Here is a 17,570-nt window from a genome sequence, read left to right on the forward strand (position 1 = left end):
CAAGGCGAGGGTCGCGGGTTCGATTCCCGTCGTCCGCTCCATTTTTGTTTCTGGCGCCATAGCCAAGTGGTAAGGCACAGCTCTGCAAAAGCTTTATCCCCAGTTCGAATCTGGGTGGCGCCTCCATTACAAACTTATGTGCCCTTAGCTCAGCTGGATAGAGCGTTTGACTACGAATCAAAAGGTCAGGAGTTCGAATCTCTTAGGGCACGCCATCAGTAAGCCGGTGTGGCGGAATTGGCAGACGCGCGCGACTCAAAATCGTGAGGGAAACCGTGGGGGTTCGAGTCCCTTCACCGGCATCATCAAAAGGAATGCAGACGTTTATAGTCTGCATTCCTTTTTTCGTATTGATCTTTTGTTAGGTTAGTTACTCCACGCTAAGCCTCCGTTGCTTTTTATGATAGGGACTGATGTAAATGCTCCTCAGTATGTAGGCAGCTCCTGAATTGCACCTAACTGCATACCTTTAACTGCATACCTTTAACGCCCCCTTTTTAATACACTATCGTACTTCATTTTACGTGGTATTAATTCCCTCACTAATCCGGGACTCGTTTAATTCCAGTGCTTTCAATCATTCATACATTAATGAATATCTTGATTTTCTTACAAGGCCTTTGTAAATCAGGACATATTACGCGACCCGCGGTATAGATCCTTTCTAAACCGACACTTTTAGCACTGCTCTAAGGTAATCAGACAGCAGTAGAGCTATGCTCTCGATGGTAATGATACATCCCATGGAATGAGCTGAGAGCAGATCTAGTGTAAGGGTTGGACGCAGGTCTGTAGGTGGCCCCGACTTAGGTCTAGGTTCAAAAACCGTCCGCAGGCCGTTTTAGTTCATCTTGAAATTACCTAGAATAGAGTCATAAGGTTGAACAAAAGAAACAACAATCAAATAACAGAAAGGCGGTGCATAAATGAGGAATTCAAAAGGAAATGGAATAAGTATCCTGTTGATTGGTTTAGGGATATTGGTTCTCCTGGGAATATTCGGTCCTCTGCTCGGATGGTTGTTCAGTCTTCTAATTCCAGTGCTGATGGTCGCTTTGGGATATTACGGGATCCGTAGAGGAAATACCTTAATCGGATGGATTATTCTCGGTATCGGTGTAATCTGGTTGATGGGTAAACTCTCCTGGTTGATCGGTCCGATCTTTGGAATCATCTTAATCATCTACGGGGTGTCCAGATTGAAGAATGGCAGACCACGTTACTGATATAACACAATAATGAATGGCAGGCATAAACAGCCAGATAATGATCGCGATAGAAGAGGAGGACTAAGCCAATATGAGTGTTTTCCGACGGATAAGAGACATAACCGTTGCAACATTGAATGAAAAGCTTGAACAGAGCCAGGATCCGGTTCGTTTGATCGACCAGTTCCTTCATTCAACCAGACAGGACATTGCAGAAGCAGAGAAACTGCAGCAGCAATGCCAAGTACATTCCAGACAGCTGAAACAGCAGGTGGATCAAGCAGAAACCATGCGCTATAAACGTGAAGAGCAGGCATTGCTCGCACTGAAGGCCGGTGAAGATCATCTTGCCAAACTTGCATTGCAGGAAAAGTTGATCTATGAGGAAAAAATTGAGCAGTACCAAGGCCTGTTATCCTCAAGCCTGGAGTCGCTGAAAGAAATCGATGAACAGCTCGGCGAGCTGCGCATGGAATATCAGACGGTGTACAGCAAACGTCAATATTACGTTGCCCGGGTCGAGACCCTTCGTCTTCAACAAAAAATGAATGAACGTACGGGATCCTACGGCGGCGGTCAAGATGTACCCAAGATGTTCAATCGCCTAGAAGATCGCATCAGTGATTGGGAATTGGAAGCCAGAAGCCTTCGCGATTTACGGCGCATGGGGCAAGAATACATGAATCAGGCTGGTGAATCGGTCTCCACTGTATTGGAAAAGGAACTTGCCCGCTTGAAGCAAAAGCTGAATAACAGCGGAAAGGAGTAAACATGACTAGATTGTACCGTTCCACCCGCGACAAAATGTTCACAGGGTTGATCGGCGGTATATCCGATTATTTCGGAGTCGAATCGACCCTACTCAGAATCATATTTGTAATCAGTATCTTTTTTACAGGCGGTACAACGCTCTTAATATATCTGATTGCATCCCTCGTAGTTCCCAAAGAACCGTATTATCACGATCCGTACGGACCACCACGGGGAAGACAGGGCGGCGGATATCGTTACAACGATAATCCAGGACCAGGTCCAGGCTACAATGGTTACAACGACGGTTATGGACGCCAAGGCTATCCTAATGAACATGGGATCTTTGGTCCGAAATATGACCGCTCTGGGCGTCCGGATGGAGGACATGGCGCAAGAAACAACGCGTCCCCGGATTCCGATCTGGATGCAATGATGAAGGATATCGAGAAGAAGGCAATGCAGAAAGAAATTGAAGAACTTAAGAAAAAACTTTCGGACTATGAGAAGGGAGATAAATAACATGGGAGTATTTAAAAGACTTAAAGATATGACAAAGGCATCGGTGAATGAACTGCTGGATAAAGTAGAGGATCCGATCGTAATGTTGAATCAGTACCTGCGCGATATGGAGGCAGAAATTCATGAAGCAGAGGTAACGGTTGCGAAGCAAATGGCTAACGAGCGCCGCATGAAGCAGCGTGTGGATGAGGCAGTAAAAATGGCTGCACAACGCGAAGCACAAGCTGAATTGGCTCTGAAAAACGGTCAAGAAGAAGTGGCTCGCAAGCTGCTTGAAGAAAAAATTTATTTCGATCAAAAAGAAACCGAGTATGTGGAGCTGCACCTGCAATCCGAGGCTCAAGCGAAAGAGCTTGTCGCTCAGCTGCATGAAATGAAAGACGAGTTCTACAAAATGCGTAACAAGCGCAATGAGCTCGTAGCCCGCGCTCAAATGGCTAAAGCGAAGAAACAGATGTCTCAAGTGAGCAGCCTGCACACGATTGAAAGCGGCAGTGCTTCGATGGGCTTCCACCGTATGGAGGAAAAAATTATGCAGTTGGAAGCAGAAGCTGATGTGCTCCGTGCACCATACCGTCCTAACAATGCTGTATACACCAGCCCGGTGGATGCTGAGAAGCAGTTGAAGGTGGATGAGCAGCTGCAAGCTTTGAAAAACAAAATGGGTAATTCCTCAAAGTCAGAGTAATTGCTTAACAAGTTAGCAAAATAAGTACAAACCATATTCGAAATCCATGTTCATATGATATGCTATACGGTATGATAGTTGTTCGAATAGTACAGGTAAAGCCATACAGTGTGGAGTGTCACACTGATATGGCTTTTCCGAGCTTATATCTTGGTCATCAAGGAGGTGCGACATGGACAGAAACCGCTGGATTGCAGTTGGTTTAATGAGCTTGGGATTCATTATGCTTTTCGGCCGATGGTTTGGTTTCTTCACCATTGTCGCCCTGCTGCTCATGTTTGCAGGTGTCCTTCAGATCAGGGAAAGTCACGTGAAGAAGGGATACATTCTGCTCGGAGTAGGTGCCGTGATGCTGCTGCTGGAGCATCTCATGCTGATTATCGGCATCAGCTTGATTTCGCTAGGTATTTTTTATGGTAAGTCCAAACGGGCTCATACAACAACAGGATACATTCAGAAGCAGAACTTTATGTCCAACTTTGATTGGGACCGTGCACCGTGGGTGATGCGAAGTCTGAGTGTGTGGCATGTGCTTGGAGAGGCGGATGTGGACCTATCGCTTGCGCTTCCTGAGGAACGCCAAACCGTCCTGATGTTCCACGGAATGCTGGGCGATATTGATCTGATGATTCCTGACTATTATGGGGTGGAGATCGAAGCATCGATACTGTTTGGCTCCATTCATATGGACGATCGGAAGGAAACCGGCATCCTCAATCGAGTTCGATATAAATCGCCTAATTATGAGGCCAGTGAGTATAAGGTGAAATTCATTGTTTCTTATTTAGGCGGAGATTTGAATATAAGAATGACCTAATAAATGCAGAAGCATTGTCTTGTTTAAACCATTCAGGAGGGTTGCCCCGTGGAAACAGAAAAGAAAGCAAATATGATTACCCGACATATGCGCGAGGGGACCCTTCTTGGATTGGTTGTCATGCTCGTTGTTCTTTATTTATTATATACATATGGTTATCTTAAGCCGTTTGATTCGTGGAAGAACCGGATCGAAGCCGGCATTACTCTGGTACTGCTGCCGATTGGACTTGGAGCCATTTATGGATTCTTTCAAGGATATCGGGTAAAGCGCCGGGTCGATCTTGTAAGGGAAACATTGGTAAACTGGGAAAAAGGCAGCCTAACGGACGTAATGCCCGATATCGGTGAAGATGAAGTGGGCAGGCTAGGCGAGCAGCTGGTTAAGATCAGCAAACGCTGGGAGGATCAAGTATCTTCCCTGCAGCGACTGTCTACGAACAATGCGCAGCTTGCAGAGCAAGCCAGAGTCACGGCGATTGTAGAAGAGCGGCAGCGCCTGGCACGCGAGCTTCATGATGCGGTTTCTCAGCAGCTGTTTGCGATCTCGATGACCGCAACAGCCGTAGGAAGGACGCTGGATAAGGATTTTGACAAAGCACAGCGTCAGGTCGCGCTGATTGAGGAAATGTCGGCCGTTGCACAGTCGGAGATGAGAGCACTGCTTCTTCATTTGCGGCCGGTCTATCTCGAAGGAAAAGCTCTTGAGCAAGGACTGAAGGATCTGATCAAGGAACTGCGGATCAAAGTACCCATGGAAATTACGTTTGAGATGGACGATGACATACATTTGCTAAAAGGGATCGAGAATCATCTGTTCCGTATCGTTCAGGAGGCGATGTCGAATACACTTCGGCACTCCAAGGCGGAGAAGATGGATATCCGCATTCATCGTAAGCAGAATACCGTTCGGGTGATGCTGCGGGACGACGGGATCGGATTCGAGTTGGATGACAAGAAACAAACTTCCTACGGTCTGTCCACGATGCAGGAACGGGTAACGGAGATCGGGGGCTCGGTACAATTCATAACAGCACCAGGTAAAGGGACGCGAATTGAGATTGTTGTGCCGCTCATAAATGACGAACGTAAACGGGGGGATGGAGATGGAAACACCGATTAAGGTGCTGCTGGTGGATGATCATGAGATGGTTCGGATCGGTTTGGCGGCCGTTCTGGGTACAGAGGATGGCATCGAGGTGGTTGGTGAAGCCGGCAGCGGCGAGGAAGGGATACGCTTAGCCCAGGAATATCATCCAGATGTGGTGCTCATGGACTTGGTGATGGACGGAATGGACGGGATCGAGACGACGCGTCAATTGATGAATCAGTTCCCGAATCTTAAGGTTATTGTACTGACCAGCTATCTGGACGATGAGAAGATGTATCCGGTTATCGAAGCAGGCGCCTTCAGTTACTTGTTAAAGACTTCCCGCGCTTCAGAAGTAGCCGATGCGATACGTGCAGCCGCACGGGGGCAGTCGGTACTCGAGTCGCAGGTTGCCTCCAAGATGATGAATCGCTTCCGGCATCCGCAAAATGAAGCACCGGCCCATAACGACCTCACGGATCGTGAGATGGAAGTGCTGCGATTGGTGGCCCAGGGCAAGTCGAATCAGGATATTGCTGATGATTTGATTATAGGCATCAAAACCGTGAAGTTTCATGTGACTAATATTTTGGGCAAGCTGGGTGTAGAAGATCGTACCCAGGCGGCCATATATGCATATAAGAACGGGTTGGCTGAGTAAGAACGGCCGGCTCTTTTTTTTATAGATATTGAATTTATAAGTTATCAACAGGCTGATGAATTTAATGGCGAGAGGCGCATTTTTCATGTTGGGTGTATAAATCCGCTGTGACGAGGCTATCCTTTTAGTAGATTGATAGATTCGTACGGGGAGGCGTGGCTGACGATGCGGAAGATGCGATTACAGATTATTGTGATGATGTTGTTGCTGTGTGGAGCGGCAGGTGTCATGGCGGGTTTTGCAGGAACAACGAAGGACAATATGGGCGTAACGGTTCCGCAAGCGGAAGCAGTCTCAACCTCGGCAGGATGGGAAGCAGCAGGTGTGGCAGCAAAAAGCGATCTGGAGCTTCTTGTCGATCTGGGGGAGGAACACATGGACCCTTCGGCTCTCTTAACAGTAAAAATTCAAGGAGAAATCATAAATACCGTATCTGCGGATCAAGCTAAGATGCTTGCGGATCAGTTAGCGGGAGCTATTGGGCTGTCAGAGGTCACTACGGCTCGACTTCATGGAAACGAAGTATTCCATGCTGAAGCGAAGGTTTCCGGCGTATCTGCGCAGCTGGATTGGGCGCTCAGCGAGGAGGGTAGCAGTTACATCAGAGTGATGCTTATTGGAGAGGCAGCAGAGCAGACCACGGAGATGATGACGATGCAGCAGAACATCCAGGATGAGATGAATCAGGCAGGCATTGCCAACACATGGAATGCGGCCATTCAGGGGTATGCATTGAAAACAAGGGGTGTCGAGGAGACGATGAATCAGGTAGAGGAGTCCATATCCGCGGAAGTGCCGATTCGCTCGGTTGAAGATTATGCGGATGTCACAACTTTGAGTCGTTCATATGAGGCTCCATCCTTGGATGCTTTCGTGATGAGTGGCAGCACACCCATTCATATGCAGATGGCGGTGCATGAAGATTCGGTGAAGAAAAGTAATAGAATAACGATCGGATTTCCCGTCATTACAATAGAGTACTGAAAATGATTTCTGAAACTCCGATGAAAAAATGTGGAATGAGATAGCATACTTTATATGAATATGCTAAAATGTCATCACATCGTGTTAAGTTCCGATGCATAAAAATACACTATAATTCATAGAAAGAATGAGGAGCCATGGCTGAAAATCAAAATCTAGATACATTGAAGACACCGGGAGCGGTATTTTTCATCTTTGGAGCGACCGGTGATTTGGCAAGACGTAAGTTGTTTCCGGCGATCTACAGTCTTTATCGTGAAGGGAAACTGGATGAGGATTTTGCGGTAATCGGCGTGGCGCGGCGTCCGCGCACCCAGGAAGAGTTCCGCGAGGACGTTTATCGTTCGATTCAGGAATTCTGCCGATACAGTTCGGAACAGGATAGTGAATGGCATGCATTTGCACAGCATTTTGAATATAAATCTTTAGATATTAACAATATTGACGGTTTCCGTGAGCTTCGTGAACAAACAGAGCAGTTGGAGACGAAATTTAATATACCGGGTAATCGCTTGTTCTATCTGGCGCTTGCACCGGAATTGTTCGGTAGCGTATCGTTTAACCTGATGAAGGGCGGTATGCTGGACGGAGAAGGCTGGAACCGTCTGGTGATCGAGAAGCCTTTTGGCTACGATCTGGAGTCGGCTGCCAAGCTGAACGAAGAGATCCGCAAGGTGTTCAAGGAAGAGGAGATTTATCGAATCGACCACTATCTGGGCAAGGAAATGGTACAGAACATCGAAGTTATGCGTTTTGCGAATGCTTTCTTTGAGCCGCTCTGGAACAACAAGCATATTGCGAACATCCAAATTACGCTTGGCGAAACGGTTGGCGTAGAGGAGCGGGGAGGATATTACGACCATGCCGGCGCACTGAGGGATATGGGACAAAACCATATGCTGCAGTTGCTGACCATGATTGCAATGGAGCCGCCTAGCCGTCTGCTCGCAGAGGATATCCGCGACGAGAAGGTGAAGGTACTTCGTTCCCTGCGTCCATATGCCTCACATGAAGAGGTGAAGAACAACGTTGTCCGTGGCCAATATACCCACGGCTCCGCAGGCGGCAAAGATCTGCCGGCTTACCGTGAAGAGGACAAGGTTAATTCGGAATCCAATACAGAAACCTATTTTGCGGCCAGAGTATTCGTGGATAACTTCCGTTGGGCGGGCGTACCGTTCTATATCCGTACAGGCAAACGCCTGCCAGTCAAAACAACCGAGGTTGTTGTCGAGTTCAAACGGATGCCAACAAATGTATATTTGGGACAGAAGCATTCTCTGGAACCTAACTTACTTGTTATCCGCGTCAACCCGATGGAAGGCATTTACGTGAAGATTAACGCCAAGAAGCCAGGTTCGGAGTCGGAGATCGCTCCTGTAGCGATGGACTTCTGTCAAAGCTGCATCGTGGGAATCAATTCGCCTGAAGCTTATGAGCGTCTGCTGCATGATGCAGCCCGCGGTGATTCCACCTACTTTACGCGCTGGGATGAAGTGGCTTCAGCCTGGTCCTTCGTGGATCGAATCGCAAACGCCTGGAGAGAGAACCAAGGGGAGCTGGAATCATATCCTGCAGGTTCTTGGGGACCCAAGAGGGCGGATGAGCTTCTGGAAGAAGACGGATTCCACTGGTGGCCCGTTAATGGTCAACTCGAGGATAACGTTGTGTGGTTGAAAAACTAACCAATTTCTAAAATTTACGTGATAAAAATCATCCTCATGCGCACCGCGTATGGGGATGATTTGCGTATTAATTGTGGTACAATGATATACATGACTTTAGTTACGAAGGGATAAGTGAAATGGCAAAGCTAATAGATGAACTGCAGCAGGAAGTGGATAAGCGACGTACGTTTGCGATTATTTCCCACCCTGACGCCGGTAAAACAACACTGACCGAGAAGCTGCTCTTGTTCGGGGGCGCCATTCGTCTGGCTGGATCGGTTAAGGCTCGTAAAGCGAGCAAGCATGCAACGAGTGACTGGATGGAGATCGAGAAGCAGCGCGGGATCTCGGTTACCTCGTCTGTTATGCAATTTGATTATTTAGGGCATCGAATTAACATATTGGATACGCCAGGTCACCAAGACTTTAGTGAAGACACCTATCGTACGTTGACGGCCGCAGACAGCGCAGTCATGTTGATTGACGTTGCGAAAGGGGTCGAGGCTCAGACCATTAAGCTGTTTCAGGTCTGTGCCAAGCGGGGCATTCCCATCTTTACGTTTATTAACAAGCTCGACCGAGAAGGACGCAGTCCGTTCGATCTCATGGAAGAGCTGGAGCAGGTGCTCGGAATCCGTTCTGTACCCATGAACTGGCCGATCGGTTCTGGACGCGATCTGTGCGGTGTATACGACAGGGTTAAGAATCAGGTTGAATTGTTCCAGGGAGACGACCATTCCAAGATTAAAGTACAGAAGGTCGAAGGCTATGAGGACCCGCTGATTCGTGAGATGGCCGGTGATTACCTGCATGATCAATTGTGCCAGGACCTGGAGCTTTTGGATGTCGCTGGCGACCAATTTGATCTGGAGAAAGTTATGCAAGGTCAGCTGACGCCCGTATTTTTTGGAAGCGCGATTAACAATTTCGGTGTTCAGACTTTCCTGGAGAACTTTCTTCAGCTTGCGCCGAAGCCGGAGCCGCGCCGCAGCACGGAGGGTGTGGTGGAACCGACTGACGAGAAGTTCTCCGGGTACGTATTCAAGATCCAAGCCAATATGAATCCGGCTCACCGGGATCGTATCGCTTTTCTGCGAATTGTGTCGGGTAAGTTCGAGCGCGGCATGAGTGTGAAACACGTTCGCGTAGGCAAGGAAATCAAGCTGTCGCAGCCGCAGCAGTTCCTGGCGCAGGATCGAGATATTGTGCAGGAGGCTTATCCTGGCGATATCATCGGTCTGTTTGACCCGGGTATTTTCCGTATCGGGGATTCCCTCAGCCAAGGACGAGAAGTGGTATTCGATGAGCTGCCAACGTTCTCCCCAGAGATTTTTGCGAAAGTAACGGTGAAGAACGCGCTCAAGCATAAGCAGTATCAAAAGGGGATTGACCAGCTGACGGAGGAGGGAACCATTCAGGTATTCCGTACCGTTAGCTTCGACGAAACAATCCTCGGGGTTGTAGGTCAGCTGCAGTTCGAGGTATTCGAATACCGGATGAAGGGTGAATATGGTGTCGATGTCCAGCTTCAGCGGATGCCGTATCAGTTCGCACGCTGGATTGTGGATAAGACCATTGATCCGTCCAAGTTCCGGATAAATTCAACGCTCGTGAAAGACAAGAAGGATAATTATGTTGTCCTGTTCGAGAATGAGTACGCAATGAGAACGGCAATCGATAAAAATCCAACCGCGAAGTTTCTAGAAACGGCTCCGTAAGTTGTAGATCGTAATGCGGTACATGAAAACAATCCCCCAGCTATGACGGCTTAGGGGATTGTTTTTTTTGTTGACCTTTGGGTTTATCCTTGCAGGTTGCCGGGGGTAACGGTTTTCAAATGGTCGTGAAGGGAAGTGACAAGGCTGTTCTGCTGCGAAGCATCCATGTCTTTCCACATCATTTCAAACATCACACCGAGTCCCGGTAGCGCGGCTTCAGGCCCGTCAACGGAACCCTCGATCATGGAGCGCAGCTCTTCTTCGTCCTGGTTGTGGACTTTATGAATGACGGCCTGCCTTAGATCTAACAATATGGACATGGAAATGTTCCTCCTTGTTATGAAAGGGTCATTGTGTAATGTACCCGTTAAGCGGCCGTTACATTCAAGTATTCGGGACAGTATGATATACTGATATCATTCATATTAGGAAATGGACCTAGGCTCGTGGAGGGGTATATATATGGCTAAGAAGCAGTACGCAGTAATCGGTATGGGGCGTTTTGGCACAAGTGTTGCCAAGGAATTAAGCAGCATGGGATTTGACGTATTAGCCGTCGATGCGAGCGAACAGCGCATACAGGAAATCGCGAATTTGGTCACTCATGCCGTATCGGCAGATTCGACGGATGAAGACGCGCTTCGGGCGCTGGGCATTCGGAATTTTGACGTGGTGGTTGTGGCAATTGGCGAGGATATTCAATCCAGCATTTTGACTACGCTGATTCTGAAGGATCTTGGTGTACCGGCCATTATCGTCAAAGCGAAAAACGAGCTGCATGGTAAAGTCCTTAACAAAATCGGTGCGGACAAGGTGATATTCCCGGAACGGGACATGGGGCTTCGGGTTGCCCATCATTTGGTGTCACCGAACATTTTGGACTATATTGATTTATCGGACGACTACAGTATTATGGAGATGCTCGCTACCGGAGATCTGATCGGTCATAATCTGAGGGAGCTTGATATTCGGGCACGTTTTGGCTGCAATGTCATGGCGATCCGAAGTGACGCGGATATGAACATCTCGCCGAGTCCCGATGACCGGATAGAGGACGGCGATATTCTTGTTATCGTTGGGCATAAGAACGATTTGACAAAGCTGGAGCTTGCTTATCCGAAATGACGTCGGTAATGTGAATTTTTGTGAATGTAGTATCAGGTTGAGTGGAACTCAGCAATGTATATAAGCAAAGAACGGATGGATTAAGAATGGAGATACTATCGCCGCAGAATGCCAGGGTAAAGGGCTGGGCACAGCTGCAGGAGAAGAAACATCGAGATAAGCAAAACAAGTACGTGGTTGAAGGTATCCATCTTGTGCAGGAGGCCTTGTCATCCGGTGCGGATATCGAGTGCATAGCTTATGATATGGATAAGGGTATCCCATTTGAACTCCGTCAAATTCCAGATAGGGGTCAAGGTGCCGAATGGATTGGCGTATCCCATGCGGTGATATCAAAAGTCAGTGATACTCCGTCCCCGCAGCCGGTTTTTGCCGTTGTTCGGAAGGAAGCGCGTCAATGGCAGGACTTGATCATGCGCGAGAACGGATTGGTCATTGTTCTGGACGGTCTTCAGGACCCAGGCAACGTGGGAACTATTATACGGGGGGCGGACGCCGTAGGTGCTGCTGGCGTTATACTAGGACGCGGCTGCGCAGATTTGTATAACCCCAAGACGCTGCGCTCTACCATGGGCTCCCTGTTTCATCTGCCGGTGCTGGAGGGCGAGCTGCTGAGCATTTTGCCGGAGGCTCGAGAGCGAGGAGCCCGATTAGTGACAACCATGCTGGAAGGGAAGCGTTCCTGCTTCGAGTATGATTTCAGAGGGACAAGCTGGATTGTAATTGGAAGCGAAGGCCGTGGTGTCTCGCCTGAGGTTGCGGCTATCGTGGATGACGCGATCCGTATCCCGATGCCGGGTCAAGCGGAATCACTGAATGCAGCCATGGCGGCGTCTGTGCTCATGTACGAGGCACTGCGGCAAAGACATTACGCAGACACAGGTCAATAGCAGATAGGGTCTTCTTCTGGGCGGGAAAGTGATTAGGTATCGTTGCTGATCATTTTCCGGCCTTTTTAAGTTATTTTTGAGAAAATGGAAAACCTAACGGGAGAGGTAGAAAGGAGTTATTCCAATGTATGAGCAAAAAACGAAAGAGACAGATAACAGCGTGGTGGAGTTTATCGAGCAGGTGGATTCCCCTAAAAAGCGTGAGGATGCTTATCGCTTACTTGATATTTTCGAGGAAACAAGCGGCTTTCCAGCCAAGATGTGGGGACCCAGCATCATCGGTTATGGCTCATACCATTATCGTTATGCATCCGGTCACGAGGGAGATGCGCCGCTGGTTGGGTTTTCTCCCCGAAAAGCTAAAATCAGCCTGTATTTTGCCCCTGGTGATGATAAACGGGAGGAGCTGCTGAAGAATTTCGGCAAGCATACAGCAGGCAAAGGGTGTGTGTACATTAACAAAATCGCGGATATTGACGTTGAGGTGCTGAAGCAGCTCATTCGAGAATCCATTGTCTTTTTGAACGAAACCTACCCGGATCAACATCAGGAAGATAATATTGGTATTTGACGCGAAACCTATTGGTATCATATTATGTTAAAAGGGAAACCAAATGGTTTCATAATTCAAACATAAGTGAGGTATCATTTTGCCATGGACAACCCATCAAACGGCAAGCTGCCGGATATTCGCCATACCCTTGTACTTCAAGCGCCGATCGAAAAGGTGTGGAAGGCTGTATCCACCTCGGAAGGCATTGCGGCTTGGTTTATGCCAAACAACTTTGAACCGGTGGAGGGCTTTGAGTTTGAGTTGAATGCAGGTCCATTCGGGAATTCACCCTGCAAGGTTACAATCATTGATGAGCCCAACCGTCTGTCTTTCAACTGGGGGAAGGATTGGAGCGTTACATTTGAACTGGTACAGCAAGGAGATCATACGGAATTCACGCTCATCCACGGCGGCTGGACAGCGGATCAAGTCACCGAGTTCGGAGAAGCTCACGATATTGTACGTGGCCGCATGGACGGCGGATGGGCAGGAATTGTTCAGAAGCTTGCCAGATACGTGGTTTAATCCATGTCTCAAGCTGCTGCAAAGCATGATGTTTATCAAGCCATTGCAGATCCCACGCGCCGCAAACTGCTTGGTTTGTTAAGTGATAAGGAAATGCCGGTTAAGGAAATCTCGGGGCATTTTCCAATGACGCGTACCGCCGTGTCCAAACATCTACGAATTCTGGGGGAAGCGGGGCTCGTGCAGGAACGCAAGGTTGGACGCGAGACCCGCTATCGCCTGGATGCCGAGCCGCTGAAGGAATTAAAGGATTGGCTCGCTTACTTCGATCGTTTCTGGGAAAATAAACTGTCGATGCTGAAGCATTACGTAGAAGAAGAGGAAGTTCGATCCCCTAAGGAAGAGTAAGGATAACCTATCCTTGCTCTTCTTTTTTGCCGTTTGTCCGCATACCCTCTATACAGGAGAGCTTGCCATGGTAAACATGCTCCTCGGGGCGTAAATAGGGGGGACCAAGCATGAGACGAAAGAGATGGGGAAGCAGACGTATATCCTTTCCGTCCCTGTCATGGCCCAGACCAAGGAGGGCTTATAAACCACCACGCAGAGGCTTTAGGCCCGTACCTCAGAGCCGGGGCCGTCCTCAGGCTGCCAAACGGCGCAGCATGAAAAAATGGTGGCTGATCGGTGCTCTGCTCCTTGTGTTTGGGATCGTTGAGTTTTTTATGTATATTGAACAGAATCTGCGTCCGCCAATCATGCATCTTGCGCAAATCAGGGTGAAGCAGATTGCCACCGAAGCGATTAACAAAGCGATCACATCACAGGTGACCCAAGGCAAGGATTTTGATAACCTGGTTAACTGGAAAACGGATAGCAACGGCAAAGTGACGGGATTCATGCTGAATTACGCCGAGCATCTGAAGATTACGTCCCATACAACCGAGGTTGTTCAGAAGACACTGGACGACATCCATAAGCGCAAGGAACAGATTCCACTGGGCCAGGTGATGAAGAGTCCAATCATCGCTTCATTCGGTCCGCAAATCCCATTAAAGATCGAACCGCAGGGAGCGGTAAAGGTTCAGTTGGATACTAGGCAGCAGGGAGCCGGTATTAATATGATACTGGTGGAGGTATTTGTTCATATTGTAACCGAAGTGGCGGTAGTTGTTCCTTTTGACATGGAGCCACAGATTGTGGAGGCCGATATTCCCATCTCCTATCTGCTCGTGGTCGGCGATGTGCCGATGTATTATTATGATGGTCAGGGAAAGGCTGTTGGTGAGAATAAAGCTAGCGCGCCAAGCATAGCGATTCCGCCACCAGTGACGAATGAGAACAACCATAACTCGCAGCAGGAAACCCCACCGGCAACAATTCCCGGAAATCCGGTTGAGGGAAGCGATGTGCCCATTATTCCTCCTCCTTCGTCCGGTGGCGTAAGCTCAGGACAACAAGAGGGGACAGGGATCGGGGATTAAGCATTAGGGGTTAGCCTATTATTCGGAATACCTACCTGGGTTTGTACTCGGACCGTGTGATTGAATCAGTTGAGCAGTTGATGTCATTGAACGAAAAAAACGCGCCCTGAGCTAAGCTCAGGAGCGCGTCTTTTTCTTGGTTCGTCTTTCTTCTGCTTCCCAATGCTTCAGCAGCGGGTAAGGATCGAATGCCCACTCGGTGAGTCCGGTATCCCGGTAAATGCCGTAATGGAGATGAGGAGGAAATTTGCCTTGGGTTCCGGGCTTTCCGTACCCTGAGCTGCCGACCCAGCCCAGGGTTTGCCCCGGCGTCACAACATCCCCAAGCGAAATGCCTTTGTCGAAGCCTTGCAGATGGGCGTAATAGTGGTAATGGTTGTTCAGGTCACGGATGCCGATACGCCAGCCGCCGTATTTATTCCAGCCCTTGATTTCAACAACACCGTAACAGGTACTGCGAACGGGGACTCCATAATGGGCGAACAAGTCGGTTCCTTCATGGACTCTTCTGCCGCCCCAGTTGCGTCCCATTCCGAATGTGCTTCGGTAGGAATAGTCGCTTTGGACAGGCAGAGGAAAGGCATGATCGAACAAATCCAGCTTCCCAAAGGTCTCATACAGCTTGGCATACTGCATCACGCGCTGCACGGCCCGAGTGTTCTGATAGTACGACCACAATCCGATGCTGAAATCATCAGCGGCATGCCCATACGGAGATAGTCTTGTCGCAACCGTATAGAGAAGATCGATATTATTATTGGGGTCTGCCTTGCCATCTCCGTCACCATCCAGACCGATCCCTGAAAACACGCTGATCGACATCGGATCAACATCTTCCTGATTGGGATTTAAGGGACCGGTCCATCTTGTGGGAGGGATGAAGATGCCGATTGTCCGCTCTGGATGCTTGCGATCCTTGGGATGGACCCGGGTAAGTGTTCTTTCATACTGGTCGATGGCCGCAAGGCGATACCATGGAATCTGGGTCACGGTAGCAACCTGGTCGTACAACGATTTCCGATCAGCAAAAATGGCTGCGGCATCGATGCTTTCTACGGATTCATCGGCTTTGTTTATCGCGATAGAAGCGGATGCAAACACAGGTCCGCACATGCAGCAGGCAGCGGTCACTGCAGCCACTGCTGCAGTGGTCCAGCGATAATAGATGCCGCTGCGGCTCAATGGTTGTAATATCCTCAAGGTGTCCTTCTCCTCCTTCTAGATTGTCATAATTAAGGACGGACAGTCATGCCTACACTGTAGGGTGAATCGAAATAAGGATTTTTATCCATGCCGCAAGTAGATTAATCTCATATCGATGCGAAACAAGTAATATGATGGTTTTCATGATATAATATGGGACAGTAAACGATGGGTTATGTCTTGCGTTATATCATTACAATTCGAAAGAAGGTTTTTTCTTTGTCTAAAACCAAACAGCCAAAACCTGACTGGATTCGAATCAAGCTGACTACTGGCGATAATTATAAAGAAATCAAAAGCATGATGCGATCCAAGACGCTGCATACGGTGTGTGAAGAGGCTCGCTGTCCAAATATTTACGAATGTTGGGCAAACCGCACGGCAACCTTCATGATTTTGGGCGATATCTGCACCCGTGCATGCCGATTCTGTGCCGTGAATACAGGGCTCCCAACAGAGCTGGATCTGCAGGAGCCGGAACGCGTAGCGGAAGCAGCAGAACAGATGAACCTGCGCCACTGCGTAGTAACAAGCGTGGCCCGCGATGATCTGAAGGATGGCGGAGCATACATATTTGCAGAAACCGTGAAAGCCATTCGCAGACGTTTGCCGTTGTGCTCCGTGGAAGTGCTGATTCCCGACTTCATGGGAAGTGAGGAAGCACTGAAGATCGTCATGGATGTGAAGCCGGACATTCTGAACCATAACATTGAAACAGTAGAAAGAATGTCGGATCGGGTTCGTGCAAAAGCCAAGTATGAACGTTCTCTGCAATTGCTGAAGAATGCCAAAGCGATGCAGCCTGATATTCCAACCAAGTCCAGCATCATGCTGGGTGTTGGGGAGCAATGGCATGAGATCCTGGAGGCTATGGACGATCTGCGGTCCGTTGGCTGCGATATTATGACGATTGGACAATACTTGCAGCCTTCACCGAAACATCTGAATGTGGATAAGTACTATACGCCTGAAGAGTTTGCTATCTTGAAGGAAGAAGGAATGAAACGTGGATTCAGTCACGTGGAGTCCGGTCCGCTTGTGCGCAGCTCTTATCACGCCCATGAGCAAGTGAAATCTGCGGAACGCAACAAGGAAGAGACTGTACAGTCTTAACCTTTGGAAAGGCAGGGGAAGCTTTCAATGATCGTTATCGGAAACAAAAGTTATGAAGTGTTAAAGGACCATCGAAACGGCTGGAATCCGGAAGCTTTCCGTGAGCGGTACAGCGAGGTGCTGGAACGCTATGACTATATCGTGGGAGACTGGGGTTACAATCAGCTTCGACTTAAGGGTTTCTACCGGGACAACCATCCCAAGGCTGCCAAGGATTCCACCTTCTCCAGCATGTCCGATTACATTAACGAATACTGCAACTTCGGCTGCGCCCACTTTGTGCTGCAGAAATCCAAGGAGCAGAAGGAAGCGAAAGAACGGGATTCCAAAGAGCCTGCAGAGGGTCCCGCATCTCCCAAAGAAATTCGGGTAGATGGGGATCCTAAGGGAAACATGGATAACAAAGAAACCAAGGAAATGAAAGAAACACCGCAGGATGCCAATAAGGTTAGCAAGGATAACAAGAACCAGCGCGAGCGACGTGAAGCGAAGGAAGCGAGACGCGAGCAGCGCGATCTTAAGGAATCCAAAGAGAAGGAAGCCAAGCCGAAGGAGCTTAACCCTCCTGCAGAGCAGCACCAATAAAAAAGATCGGTCATCTGTTTAACAGATGACCGATCTTTTTTAGTTCAA

20 protein-coding genes and 4 tRNA genes (1 of these 24 only partly in view) are annotated in these 17,570 nt (G+C 48.7%); 22 read left to right on the forward strand and 2 right to left on the reverse strand.

Annotated elements, in window-relative coordinates:
* The 14 genes from WDY75_RS04940 to WDY75_RS05005 form a co-directional block, all read left to right on the forward strand.
* A tRNA-Gly gene (locus WDY75_RS04940) sits at nt 1-41 on the forward strand (it extends 34 nt beyond the left edge of the window).
* 11 nt (nt 42-52) lie between these two features.
* Nucleotides 53-126, forward strand: a tRNA-Cys gene (locus WDY75_RS04945).
* 12 nt (nt 127-138) lie between these two features.
* Nucleotides 139-215 (forward strand) — tRNA-Arg (locus WDY75_RS04950).
* Between the two features lie 7 nt (nt 216-222).
* Nucleotides 223-302: transfer RNA gene (locus WDY75_RS04955), tRNA-Leu, on the forward strand.
* A 624-nt stretch (nt 303-926) separates the two neighbouring features.
* Complete coding sequence (locus tag WDY75_RS04960) at nt 927-1,226, forward strand: hypothetical protein (RefSeq protein ID WP_006212661.1); 300 nt, start codon at nt 927-929, stop codon at nt 1,224-1,226.
* 73 nt (nt 1,227-1,299) lie between these two features.
* The gene (locus WDY75_RS04965) at nt 1,300-1,977 is read left to right on the forward strand and encodes a PspA/IM30 family protein (RefSeq protein WP_006212660.1); all 678 of its coding nucleotides are present in this window, start codon (nt 1,300-1,302) and stop codon (nt 1,975-1,977) included.
* 2 nt (nt 1,978-1,979) lie between these two features.
* On the forward strand, nt 1,980-2,480 hold the full coding sequence (locus tag WDY75_RS04970) for a PspC domain-containing protein (protein ID WP_036644774.1): 501 nt from the start codon (nt 1,980-1,982) through the stop codon (nt 2,478-2,480).
* Nucleotide 2,481: 1 nt separating this feature from the next.
* The gene (locus WDY75_RS04975; RefSeq protein WP_006212658.1) at nt 2,482-3,168 is read left to right on the forward strand and encodes a PspA/IM30 family protein; all 687 of its coding nucleotides are present in this window, start codon (nt 2,482-2,484) and stop codon (nt 3,166-3,168) included.
* Nucleotides 3,169-3,340: 172 nt separating this feature from the next.
* Entirely contained in the window at nt 3,341-3,985 is a 645-nt protein-coding gene (gene liaF, locus WDY75_RS04980; RefSeq protein ID WP_036644772.1) for a cell wall-active antibiotics response protein LiaF, read from the forward strand.
* Between the two features lie 48 nt (nt 3,986-4,033).
* Nucleotides 4,034-5,107 carry a sensor histidine kinase gene (locus WDY75_RS04985; protein WP_006212656.1) on the forward strand — a complete coding sequence of 358 codons (1,074 nt, stop codon included), beginning with the start codon at nt 4,034-4,036 and terminating at the stop codon, nt 5,105-5,107.
* Complete coding sequence (locus WDY75_RS04990; RefSeq protein ID WP_036644768.1) at nt 5,085-5,735, forward strand: response regulator; 651 nt, start codon at nt 5,085-5,087, stop codon at nt 5,733-5,735. The genes WDY75_RS04985 and WDY75_RS04990 overlap by 23 nt, the downstream gene beginning before the upstream one ends.
* A gap of 165 nt (nt 5,736-5,900) precedes the next feature.
* The gene (locus WDY75_RS04995) at nt 5,901-6,719 is read left to right on the forward strand and encodes a YwmB family TATA-box binding protein (RefSeq protein ID WP_063477760.1); all 819 of its coding nucleotides are present in this window, start codon (nt 5,901-5,903) and stop codon (nt 6,717-6,719) included.
* A 137-nt stretch (nt 6,720-6,856) separates the two neighbouring features.
* Nucleotides 6,857-8,404 (forward strand): glucose-6-phosphate dehydrogenase, encoded by a 1,548-nt coding sequence (zwf, locus tag WDY75_RS05000; protein WP_006212653.1) that lies wholly within the window; start codon nt 6,857-6,859, stop codon nt 8,402-8,404.
* A gap of 119 nt (nt 8,405-8,523) precedes the next feature.
* Nucleotides 8,524-10,104, forward strand: a complete 1,581-nt coding sequence (locus WDY75_RS05005) for a peptide chain release factor 3 (RefSeq protein WP_063477759.1) — start codon at nt 8,524-8,526, stop codon at nt 10,102-10,104.
* A gap of 83 nt (nt 10,105-10,187) precedes the next feature.
* Here the strand turns inward: WDY75_RS05005 and sspI are convergent, their stop codons facing one another.
* Entirely contained in the window at nt 10,188-10,424 is a 237-nt protein-coding gene (sspI, locus tag WDY75_RS05010; protein ID WP_006212651.1) for a small acid-soluble spore protein SspI, read from the reverse strand.
* Nucleotides 10,425-10,566: 142 nt separating this feature from the next.
* Here sspI and WDY75_RS05015 point away from each other — a divergent pair, with 142 nt between their 5' ends.
* The 6 genes from WDY75_RS05015 (at nt 10,567) to yunB (ending at nt 14,621) form a co-directional block, all read left to right on the forward strand.
* On the forward strand, nt 10,567-11,229 hold the full coding sequence (locus tag WDY75_RS05015; protein ID WP_006212650.1) for a potassium channel family protein: 663 nt from the start codon (nt 10,567-10,569) through the stop codon (nt 11,227-11,229).
* A gap of 86 nt (nt 11,230-11,315) precedes the next feature.
* Complete coding sequence (locus WDY75_RS05020) at nt 11,316-12,119, forward strand: TrmH family RNA methyltransferase (protein ID WP_063477758.1); 804 nt, start codon at nt 11,316-11,318, stop codon at nt 12,117-12,119.
* Nucleotides 12,120-12,243: 124 nt separating this feature from the next.
* The gene (locus WDY75_RS05025; RefSeq protein WP_006212648.1) at nt 12,244-12,690 is read left to right on the forward strand and encodes a DUF1801 domain-containing protein; all 447 of its coding nucleotides are present in this window, start codon (nt 12,244-12,246) and stop codon (nt 12,688-12,690) included.
* Between the two features lie 84 nt (nt 12,691-12,774).
* Entirely contained in the window at nt 12,775-13,197 is a 423-nt protein-coding gene (locus tag WDY75_RS05030; protein ID WP_006212647.1) for an SRPBCC family protein, read from the forward strand.
* 3 nt (nt 13,198-13,200) lie between these two features.
* The gene (locus WDY75_RS05035) at nt 13,201-13,545 is read left to right on the forward strand and encodes an ArsR/SmtB family transcription factor (RefSeq protein WP_063477757.1); all 345 of its coding nucleotides are present in this window, start codon (nt 13,201-13,203) and stop codon (nt 13,543-13,545) included.
* 110 nt (nt 13,546-13,655) lie between these two features.
* Entirely contained in the window at nt 13,656-14,621 is a 966-nt protein-coding gene (gene yunB, locus WDY75_RS05040) for a sporulation protein YunB (protein ID WP_063477756.1), read from the forward strand.
* A 117-nt stretch (nt 14,622-14,738) separates the two neighbouring features.
* On the opposite strand, the gene WDY75_RS05045 is transcribed toward yunB, so the two are convergent.
* On the reverse strand, nt 14,739-15,821 hold the full coding sequence (locus tag WDY75_RS05045) for a M23 family metallopeptidase (RefSeq protein WP_006212644.1): 1,083 nt from the start codon (nt 15,819-15,821) through the stop codon (nt 14,739-14,741).
* Between the two features lie 222 nt (nt 15,822-16,043).
* On the opposite strand from WDY75_RS05045, the gene lipA reads away from it, so the two are divergent.
* On the forward strand, nt 16,044-16,937 hold the full coding sequence (gene lipA / locus WDY75_RS05050; protein WP_006212643.1) for a lipoyl synthase: 894 nt from the start codon (nt 16,044-16,046) through the stop codon (nt 16,935-16,937).
* 27 nt (nt 16,938-16,964) lie between these two features.
* A complete protein-coding gene (locus WDY75_RS05055) occupies nt 16,965-17,522 on the forward strand; it encodes a YutD family protein (protein ID WP_006212642.1) in 558 nt (185 codons plus the stop codon).
* Nucleotides 17,523-17,570: the final 48 nt, after the last annotated feature.

The sequence above is a fragment of the Paenibacillus glucanolyticus genome (assembly GCF_037333485.1).
GTDB lineage: Bacteria > Bacillota > Bacilli > Paenibacillales > Paenibacillaceae > Paenibacillus_AQ > Paenibacillus_AQ glucanolyticus.